Annotated in this window: 4 protein-coding genes; all 4 read right to left on the bottom strand. The window is 46.2% G+C overall.

Translation table 11 applies throughout. The annotated features are described in order from the left end of the window. Positions 1 to 74: 74 nt before the first annotated feature. Positions 75 to 1157 (bottom strand): GspE/PulE family protein, encoded by a 1083-nt coding sequence (locus DBO31_RS00170; RefSeq protein ID WP_234995335.1) that lies wholly within the window; start codon positions 1155 to 1157, stop codon positions 75 to 77. 271 nt (positions 1158 to 1428) lie between these two features. Continuing rightward, complete coding sequence (locus tag DBO31_RS00165; protein ID WP_292017991.1) at positions 1429 to 2400, bottom strand: ATP-binding cassette domain-containing protein; 972 nt, start codon at positions 2398 to 2400, stop codon at positions 1429 to 1431. After that, on the bottom strand, positions 2360 to 3460 hold the full coding sequence (locus DBO31_RS00160) for an ABC transporter ATP-binding protein (protein ID WP_150824137.1): 1101 nt from the start codon (positions 3458 to 3460) through the stop codon (positions 2360 to 2362). Before DBO31_RS00160 ends, DBO31_RS00165 begins: the two co-directional genes overlap by 41 nt. Positions 3461 to 3569: 109 nt before the next feature. Beyond that, positions 3570 to 4606: ABC transporter substrate-binding protein (locus DBO31_RS00155; RefSeq protein WP_150824136.1), on the bottom strand; the 1037-nt coding region annotated here is incomplete at its 5' end.

The raw sequence follows: 4606 nt of genomic DNA, 5'->3' as shown, positions 1-4606 counted from the left end.
GCAACATTACCGGATGGCCCTCCTGTAGGTGTATATCCGTTGCCTTTTTTATGATAGCCATCGCAATTACGTCATTAATAGTCATCGTCTTCCCCCTCATCATAGATACGGCGGATTTCCGGTTCATCTGTCAGCCCTTCCCGGAGAGCATGGCTGATGCATTCTTTCATAAAAACAGCCTGATCCTGTGAAGCGGCTTCCAATAGTTTTTTTCTTTCGCTTCGTTTCTGTACAGCCTGCCTCAGAGCAGCGCCGGAATGGACAACTTCGCACAGGCAGAAACGGCCATGATACCCGTCTTTTGTACGATATCTCGCCAGCCGTTGAGATGCCATACCGGATAGTGCTTCAGCTACCAGGAACGGTTCCAGTCCCATATCCAGCAGGCGCAGCGGTACATCGACGGCCCGTGCCGTATGGAGCGTACTAAAAACGCGATGTCCTGTCAGAGCTGCCTGCAGCGCAATGCCAGCCGTCTCTGCATCCCTGATTTCTCCAATAACCAGTATATCCGGGTCCTGGCGCAACAATGCGCGAAGGCCGTTTTGAAAAGCCAACCCGCCTTTTTCATGAATCTGGCTCTGGCAAAATCCATCGACCCGGAGTTCCACCGGGTCTTCCAGCGTAGCAATGCTTATTTCAGGACTATCCAGTTCCCGGAGCAATGCATATAACGTCGTCGTTTTACCGCTCCCTGTCGGGCCGCAAATGAGAAATAAACCCTGACTGCCATGGACAATTTGCCGCAAAAGCTGTCTCGACGGCATATATGGGATTAGTTCATCCAGACAAAATGGCTGATGATCCGTAAACAGGCGAAGAACAATTTTTTCTCCCCGCACGGTGGGCATTGTGCTGACCCGTACATCCAAAATATGATGATTTCCTTTCCAGACACACCGCCCATCCATCGGCAGGCGCGTATTGGCAATGTCCATATGGCTCATGACTTTGATGCGTGCTGAAACCTGGGGAAGAAGTGTTGTTTCCAGATGTCCTACGGTCTGAAGTATGCCATCGATACGAAAACGGACCCGCACTTGTTTATCCATCGGCTCAATATGTATATCACTTGCGCCCATCTGTACAGCCTGTGTCAGCATTGTATTGACAAACGGCTGTACAGGCATCCCACTATGATAAGTCCATTCAGACATTTCCTTTCCTTCCTTTCTTCCCGTTCTTTTCTCAGCATAGCACGCAACCTCCTGCATGTGTCGATTTTAATCTACTTCTTATGATATTTTAATTTTCATCTCATAATCTCAGATGTTTTTAATGATATTCTCATCACATTTTAATAAACCAAAAAAAGGCCCGAGAGGACCGTTTTTCTCATCATACGGCACGTATGACAAACCAGGGCATTGCATACGGTCAAATCCAGTATGCAATGCCCTGGTTACCCAATATATGCTATTTTATACCTTAACAAGCGGCTTGTTTATATGTATTGATTTCATCGTATGAACAATATACGAAATGACCCGGCGTGATTTCATACATGGCCGCCTTCACTTCCGGCGCATATTCCTGGACAGATGGGTCATAATCAATACGATGACGTTTGCGTTCCTGCTGTAAATCCGTGAGCGGTGAAGCAGAAAGAAGCGAAATCGTATACGGATGAATAGGATGACGATACAATTCATCTGCCGGTGCCAGTTCAAGAAGCTTGCCATTTTTCATGACACCAATACGGTCACTGATATATTTAACCATAGCGAGATCATGAGCAATAAATAAATAGGTCATTTTCCGTTCTTTACGAAGATTGATCAGCAGATTGACAATCTGAGCCTGTATCGATACATCCAGTGCAGACAAACATTCATCGGCAATAATAAAATCCGGCTGTACGCACAAAGCCCGGGCAATACCGATACGCTGGCACTGGCCTCCGGAAAATTCCGTTGGATACCGGTTGGCATAGGAACGGTTAATCCCTACAATATCCAGCATTTCATTTACCTTATTGTGAACTTCTTTATCGGTTTTGCAGATATGATGTACCCGGAGCGCATCCCCTATAATATTTTTTATGGGAATACGGGGATTGAGAGAAGCAAAGGGATCCTGGAAAATCATCTGCATTGATTTACGGAATGCCATCATTTCAGAGCTGCTACGGATTTTAGTAATGTCTTTTCCTTTATACATGACAGTCCCGGATGTCAGTTCTTCCAGTTTAATGACCGTGCGGCCTGTCGTAGATTTGCCGCTGCCTGATTCTCCGACAAGACCAAAGGTTTCACCGGGATAAATAGAAAAGGAAATATCATCTACAGCACGAACTTCATTCTTCTTGCCTTCATTATATATTTTATGTAAGTTCCGTACTGATAAAATCGGTTTTTCATCAGCGAGCGCCGCTGCCGGCGTGACGATATGCATAATCATTCCCCCCATCTTCCTGTTTCATGAAAGAATTAAAAATCTGCTGCCGCCGTACAATTTCTGCCGGAGGTGTAACTGATGGAGCCTGTGGATGAAGCAGCCATGTCGCCGCATAATGAGTATCACTGACTTTGAAGAACGGAGGTTCTTTTTCGTAATCAATAGCCAGTGCATAGGCGTTACGAGGAGCAAAGGCGTCTCCTTTCGGCATGTGCAGCATGTTAGGCGGTGCTCCCGGGATACTGTAGAGATGATCATCCGTTGTATCCAGCGTCGGCATGGAACAAATGAGTCCCCACGTATACGGATGCTGAGGATTATAGAATATCTCTTCTGCCGTGCCGATTTCAATGATTTTACCGGCATACATGACGGCGACCCGGTCTGCTACATGGGCTACGACACCTAAATCATGGGTAATAAAGATGACGGACATATTCAGTTTTACTTTTAAATCATCAATTAAATCCAGGATCTGTGACTGGATGGTAACATCCAGTGCCGTCGTCGGTTCATCTGCAATCAGAATATCGGGTTTACACGCCAGGGACAAGGCAATCATGACACGCTGACGCATGCCACCGGAAAACTGATGGGGATAGTTCCGGCTGCTTTCTTCAGGATTGCGGATTCCAACAAGACCCATAAGCTTTATGGCTTCTTTCATGGCGTCTGCCTTCGGAATATCTTCATGAGTCAGGATGGATTCAGCAATCTGCCGCCCCACGGTCATAGTCGGATTGAGAGATGTCATAGGGTCCTGAAATATCATGGCTATTTTACGGCCGCGAACCGATTCCATTTCTTCTTCTGGTAAAGTAAGGAGATTTTTCCCCTCGTAAATGATTTCACCTTCTTTGCCAAATATGGTATTCTTTCGCGGCAGCACCCGGTTGATTGCCTTCATAGAGACCGATTTACCAGAGCCGGATTCACCGACAATTGCCAATGTTTCACCACGTTTCAGATTAAAGGTAACACCGCGCACAGCGTCTACGATGCCGTCCAGCGTCCGAAACGATACATGTAAATTGTTTACTTTTAATATTGTATCTGTTGTCATTGCTGTTCATCCTTTCTCATACACCGCTGCGTCTGCAGCACCAGCAGCAGACGCAGGATGTATAACCTTTACGGAGCACGCTGTGTCAATCTGCAATTACAGCGCCCGTTTATTCAAAATGCCACTGATAGAGGTCATCCAGAGAACCTTCCCAGAAATCCTTAATTCCACCGACGAGATTTTTGCTCTGTACGTTAATCTGATCGGTTTCGTACAAGCTGGTAACGAACTGATTATCGCGCATATATGCCTGAATTTCTTTGTAAGCTGCTTTGCGTGCTTCCGCATCAGGTAAGGATGCCGCGTTGTTCATCATCTCCGTCAGTTTCGGATCATCAGCATGGCAGAAGTTATTGCTGCCGCCTGGTACGAAGTAGTTGCTGTAATCCGGATCCGGCGTAAGGCCATAGCCCAGAAGCATCATTTCATAATCGCCTTTCTTGGCATTACCAAGAACGGTCGGGAAATCCAGTTTCTGCTGTTTAACATTGAGGCCGATAGCCTGCAGGTTCTGCTGGATCAAATCTGCTGATTGTTCACGCAATACGTTTCCAATCGGCACCTGGAGTGTAATTTCTTTCGATGTATCGAAGCCCGATTCTGCCAGTTCTTTCTTAGCGGCTTCCGGATCATATGGCAGCGGTTTTACGCTTTCATCATATACAGGGCTGACTTTTGTGTAAACAGTTGGTACAATCTGGGCTGTGCCCTTGTACAGTTCATCACAGATTTTCTGACGGTCGATAGCCATCGTAACGGCACGGCGGAATTTAACATTGAACGCCGGATTGCTGTTATTGACTTCCAGATACTGCGTGTTCAGTGAAGGAACAGTCTTGACAATCAGTTTGCTGTCTTTCTTCAGGACATCCAGATCCTTAACCGGTACAGAACCAATACCACCCGAAGCGGCCAGCTGCACGTTACCGGATTTTAATTCTGTCACGAGGTTGGTCCCATTCATGATGCGGATGAATACCTTTTTCAGCTTAGGAGAACCCTTGTAATAATCTTCGTTTGCTGCCAGCTCAACATGATCATTCGTCTTATAGGAAACGAATTTATACGTGCCGCTGGTAACAGTCGGTTTGGTAACAGCATCTGAATTGGAGATGTTTGCCGGATCGATTTTTTCAAAGACATGTT

It is taken from the genome of Megasphaera sp. DJF_B143, from assembly GCF_900320625.1.
Taxonomy (GTDB): Bacteria; Bacillota; Negativicutes; order Veillonellales; family Megasphaeraceae; genus Megasphaera; species Megasphaera hexanoica.
This window is presented reverse-complemented; position numbering and strand designations above follow the sequence as displayed.

Excerpts from the sequence above, each read along its gene's own strand:
- DBO31_RS00170 (WP_234995335.1), bottom strand. The coding sequence starts at position 1,157 with ATGTCTGAATGGACTTATCATAGTGGGATGCCTGTACAGCCGTTTGTC.
- DBO31_RS00165 (WP_292017991.1), bottom strand. The coding sequence starts at position 2,400 with ATGATTATGCATATCGTCACGCCGGCAGCGGCGCTCGCTGATGAAAAA.
- DBO31_RS00160 (WP_150824137.1), bottom strand. The coding sequence starts at position 3,460 with ATGACAACAGATACAATATTAAAAGTAAACAATTTACATGTATCGTTT.